We start from the raw sequence: 4735 nt of genomic DNA on the forward strand, positions 1-4735 counted from the left end.
TTATTATATAAATACATCTCCAACATGGCGAGAAATCCTCAATGATATTAAACAGCACATATCCTCATCAGAAATAGCTGCAAAATTTCATAAAAGTTTAGCTATTACTGTTGTAACAATGGTTAAACAACTTAGACAAGAACAGGAATTTCACCAAGTAGTATTAACAGGAGGAGTATTTCAAAATCGAATTTTATTACAACAGGTAAAAAAGCGATTAGAAAAATTAGAAATTAACGTATTAACTCACAGTATATTACCGACAAATGATGGAGGATTATCACTAGGACAAAGCGTAATCGCAGCCGCTAAATACTTAAAAGAAATAACATAAAAACCTCTGTTGTCTCCGCGCCTCTGCGTGAGATAAATCTTCAAAAAGGAAAACTAAAATGTGTTTAGGAATACCCGGACAAATAACAGAAATAACCAACCGCGAACATAAACTAGCTATGGTTAATATTGGAGGAGTCAAAAGAGAAATAAATATAGCCTGTATAGTTGACGAACAACACCCACCAGAAAAATGTATAGGAGATTGGGTATTAGTTCACGTCGGTTTTGCCATGAACAGAATCAACGAACAAGAAGCCGCAGAAACATTACAATTATTGCAAGAAATAGCCCAATCTTATACTTAAAAACCTCTCTTCCTTTGCGTCTTTGCGCCTTTGCGTGAGAAATCAAAATATGAAATATGTAGATGAATTTCGTAACCCCGAAAAAGCCCAAGCATTACAACAAGAAATAACCAAACTCAGCCAACAAATAGACAGACATTTAAAAATAATGGAAGTATGTGGAGGACATACCCATGCTATTTTTAAATATGGAATCGAAGAAATATTACCCGATAATATAGAATTAATTCATGGTCCTGGTTGTCCAGTTTGCGTCATGCCTAAAGGGAGAATAGATGATGCGATCGCACTCTGTCAACTACCCAACATCATATTTACCACATTTGGCGACGCAATGCGCCTACCTGGCGCAAAAACCAGCTTATTGCAAGCCAAAGCCCAAGGTGCTGATATTCGCATGGTTTACTCACCATTGGATAGTCTGAAAATAGCCAAAGAAAACCCCAATAAAGAAATCATCTTCTTTGGCTTAGGCTTTGAAACCACCGCCCCTAGTACCGCATTTACCATTCTCCAAGCAGCCGCAGAAAATATTACTAATTTCAGTATGTTTTCTAATCATGTATTAGTAATTCCCGCCTTACAAGCATTATTAGAAAACCCCGATTTACAACTTGATGGTTTTGTTGGACCAGGTCATGTAAGTATAGTCATAGGAACAGAACCTTATGAATTTATTGCCCAAGAATATCATAAACCCATCGTTATTTCTGGCTTTGAACCATTAGATATATTCCAATCAATTTGGATGTTATTAAAACAAATAGTAGAAAATCGTTGTCAAGTTGAAAATCAATATAATCGTTTAGTAGAACCTAGGGGAAATCAAAACGCATTAATAGCCATGAATCAAGTTTTTACAGTCCGTGAAAAATTTGCATGGCGAGGTTTAGGAGAAATCCCCAATTCCGGTTTTAAAATTCGTGCAGAATATGCCCAATTTGATGCTGAAGTTAAATTTACCATTCCTAATTTAAAAGTAGCAGATCATAAAGCTTGTCAGTGTGGAGAAATTCTGAAAGGAGTTTTAAAACCTTGGCAATGTAAAGTATTTGGAACAGCTTGCACACCAGAAACACCCATAGGGACTTGTATGGTTTCTTCCGAAGGTGCTTGTGCAGCATATTACAAATATGGGCGACTTTCGACTATGGCTAAAAGAGATAAATCAGGTGTATCTCCACAATCGCTATCAATCTAAATTGCACAATTTGAGGAAAATTATATGCCTTTTGTCACTGTTCAAATTGGTAAAGGTCACTCCATAGAAAAAAAGCGAAAATTAGTTAAAGCTGTAACCGATGCTTTAGTTTCTGCTTTAGGAACAAAACCCGAATGGATAACCGTACATATTGACGAATTTGAACGGGAAGATTGGGCAGTTGGTGGGATTTTACATTACGATAAACACAATGGTAGACATGAAGAGACAGGTAGGTAATTAATTAACAATGACAGGCAAGATGCCTGTCCCACATGAAAAGAATATAATTACAAAGCAATTTTAAAATGCCAATTAACCCTAATCAAAATTCACTCTTTCAAAAAATCGAACAAGTCCGTCGTCGTCAAGGAAAAGTGAGAGATACTCATATTAATTTATCTCATGGTAGTGGTGGTAAAGCCATGAGAGATTTAATAGATGATATATTTGTAAAAAGTTTTGATAATCCCATACTTGCCCAATTAGAAGACCAAGCCACATTTGATTTAGCCAGTCTTTCTCAACATGGAAAGCGACTAGCATTTACTACAGATTCTTATGTAGTGGACCCCTTGTTTTTCCCTGGTTCAGACATAGGAGAACTAGCAATAAATGGCACAATTAATGATTTAGCTGTGAGTGGTGCAAAACCTTTATATCTCACCTGTAGCGTCATTTTAGAAGAAGGTTTACCAGTAGAAACATTACGCCGTGTAGTTGCCAGTATGCAGAAAGCAGCCCAAAAAGCTGGAGTGCAAATAGTCACAGGAGACACAAAAGTTGTTAATCGTGGTTGTGCTGATAAACTATTTATTAATACTGCTGGTATTGGTATAATTCCCCCAGGAATTAATATTTCTCCTCGCAACATTCAACCGGGAGACGTAGTAATTATAAACGGTGAAATTGGCAATCATGGCACAGCAATATTAATTGCCAGAGGAGAATTAGCATTAGAAACAGATATAGAAAGCGACTGTCAACCATTACATGAATTAGTCGCCGAAATCATCAAAGTTTGTCCCCAAATTCACGCCATGCGAGACGTAACCAGAGGAGGTTTAGCCACAGTATTAAATGAATTTGCCCTCACAGCGAACGTAGGAATACGTATCAATGAAAATGCAATTCCAATTCGAGAAGAAGTAAATGGAATTTGTGAAATATTAGGATTAGAACCCTTATACTTAGCCAATGAAGGAAAATTAGTTATAATTGCACCAGCAGAAAAAGCCGATTTAATATTAGAAACAATGCGAAATCATCCCACAGGAAAAGACGCATCTATTATTGGTGAAATTATTCCCACACCATCAGGAATAGTATTATTAAAAACTGCTTTTGGTGCAGAAAGAATAATAGATATGCTAGTAGGTGATCAACTTCCCAGAATTTGTTAAATACCTCATTCTTCCTCCCTCTGTGTCCTCTGCGCCTCTGTGGTTCGTTTAAAAAAAAGTATATGCACGAACTAGGAATAACCCAAAACATCATCGCCATAGTTAGCGAAAACGCCCAAAATAAAAAAGTTCAAAGAGTATTATTAGAAATTGGCAAATTATCAGCAATTATGCCAGATGCAATTAAATTTTGTTTTGATATTTGCGCCCAAGGTACAATAGTAGAAGGGGCAAGATTAGAAATTTTAGAAATCCCTGGCATGGCTAAATGTCGCCAATGTGGTACAACTTTTAATGTAGATAAACCTTTTGGTATTTGTGAATGTGGTAGTGTGCAATTAGATATAATCACTGGTCAAGAATTAAAAATCAAAGAAATTGAAGTGGAGGAATTATGTGTGTAACTTGTGGTTGTGCTGATAATAATCAAACGACAATTACAAACATGGAAGATGCAGATCATCATACCCATACTTTAGCAGATGGGACTGTAATTACTCATTCTCATCACCATGAAGAATCACCCCAAATTCATGCTAAAATACATAATACAATCATATCTTTAGAACAAGAAATCTTAAGTAAGAATAACTTACTAGCTGCCCAAAATCGCGGCTGGTTTAAAGGTCGAAATATTCTGGCTTTGAATTTAATGAGTTCTCCCGGTGCAGGAAAAACTACATTATTAACTCGGACTATTAATGATTTAAAAGATAAATTATCTATTAGCGTGATTGAAGGTGATCAAGAAACAACTAATGATGCGGAAAAGATTAAACAAACAGGTTGTAAAGTTGTGCAAATCAACACGGGTACAGGCTGTCATTTAGACGCATCAATGATAGAAAGAGGTTTACAAGAACTGAATCCTCCTCTTAATTCTGTGGTGATGATTGAAAATGTCGGAAATTTAGTTTGTCCGGCTTTATTTGACTTGGGAGAAGCTGCTAAAGTTGTAATTTTATCGGTGACAGAGGGAGAAGATAAACCAATTAAATATCCCCATATTTTCCGCAATAGTGAAATTATGATTTTGACAAAAATTGATTTATTACCCTATTTGCAATTTGATGTTCAGCGCTGTATTGAATATGCAAAACAGGTTAACCCAAAAATACAAATTTTCCAAGTTTCTGCTACTACTGGGGAAGGGTTGGAAGATTGGTATAATTATCTCGTTCCCAGACTTTGACTGGGAATGCTATCAAGAGGCTCTGCCTCTGCTATCATTAAAAGCAGAGCCTTCTATAATTCATTCCCACACAGAGGTCAGGGATACAGTATTGAGGAAGCGAAAGATAATTTAAAAGAAGCAATTGAATTATTTTTAGAGTTTACTTCACCTTCAGAAATAGAAAATCGCCTTAAAAGTAATAAATAAGCATATCTAAATAAAATTCAGATTGGAAGTTACAGCGGTTTCCGCTCTTATGAGGTACATCTTAGCCCCCTCCTCGCTTGCGGGGAGGGGGCTAAGATGTACCCTGTCT

At 36.3% G+C, this 4735-nt stretch carries 6 protein-coding genes and 1 pseudogene; all 7 read left to right on the forward strand.

The window, feature by feature from the left end:
* A pseudogene (locus IQ228_RS21445) lies at positions 1-334 on the forward strand (carbamoyltransferase HypF); the annotation flags it as partial.
* A gap of 58 nt (positions 335-392) precedes the next feature.
* A complete protein-coding gene (locus IQ228_RS21450; protein ID WP_027401708.1) occupies positions 393-641 on the forward strand; it encodes a HypC/HybG/HupF family hydrogenase formation chaperone in 249 nt (82 codons plus the stop codon).
* A gap of 49 nt (positions 642-690) precedes the next feature.
* Positions 691-1842: a hydrogenase formation protein HypD gene (hypD, locus tag IQ228_RS21455; RefSeq protein ID WP_193964371.1), complete on the forward strand. Its 1152-nt coding sequence runs from the start codon at positions 691-693 to the stop codon at positions 1840-1842.
* Between the two features lie 24 nt (positions 1843-1866).
* Positions 1867-2082 (forward strand): 4-oxalocrotonate tautomerase family protein, encoded by a 216-nt coding sequence (locus IQ228_RS21460; RefSeq protein WP_168464984.1) that lies wholly within the window; start codon positions 1867-1869, stop codon positions 2080-2082.
* A gap of 68 nt (positions 2083-2150) precedes the next feature.
* Complete coding sequence (gene hypE / locus IQ228_RS21465; RefSeq protein ID WP_193964372.1) at positions 2151-3245, forward strand: hydrogenase expression/formation protein HypE; 1095 nt, start codon at positions 2151-2153, stop codon at positions 3243-3245.
* Positions 3246-3307: 62 nt separating this feature from the next.
* Positions 3308-3649: a hydrogenase maturation nickel metallochaperone HypA gene (hypA, locus tag IQ228_RS21470; RefSeq protein WP_193964374.1), complete on the forward strand. Its 342-nt coding sequence runs from the start codon at positions 3308-3310 to the stop codon at positions 3647-3649.
* A complete protein-coding gene (gene hypB, locus IQ228_RS21475; protein ID WP_193964376.1) occupies positions 3640-4437 on the forward strand; it encodes a hydrogenase nickel incorporation protein HypB in 798 nt (265 codons plus the stop codon). The genes hypA and hypB overlap by 10 nt, the downstream gene beginning before the upstream one ends.
* The last annotated feature ends 298 nt before the right edge of the window (positions 4438-4735 follow it).

Source organism: Dolichospermum sp. LEGE 00246, assembly GCF_015207865.1.
Taxonomy (GTDB): domain Bacteria; phylum Cyanobacteriota; class Cyanobacteriia; order Cyanobacteriales; family Nostocaceae; genus Dolichospermum; species Dolichospermum heterosporum.

Coding starts and splice junctions, on each gene's coding strand:
- IQ228_RS21450 (WP_027401708.1), top strand. CDS start 393: ATGTGTTTAGGAATACCCGGACAAATAACAGAAATAACCAACCGCGAA.
- hypD (WP_193964371.1), top strand. CDS start 691: ATGAAATATGTAGATGAATTTCGTAACCCCGAAAAAGCCCAAGCATTA.
- IQ228_RS21460 (WP_168464984.1), top strand. CDS start 1,867: ATGCCTTTTGTCACTGTTCAAATTGGTAAAGGTCACTCCATAGAAAAA.
- hypE (WP_193964372.1), top strand. CDS start 2,151: ATGCCAATTAACCCTAATCAAAATTCACTCTTTCAAAAAATCGAACAA.
- hypA (WP_193964374.1), top strand. CDS start 3,308: ATGCACGAACTAGGAATAACCCAAAACATCATCGCCATAGTTAGCGAA.
- hypB (WP_193964376.1), top strand. CDS start 3,640: ATGTGTGTAACTTGTGGTTGTGCTGATAATAATCAAACGACAATTACA.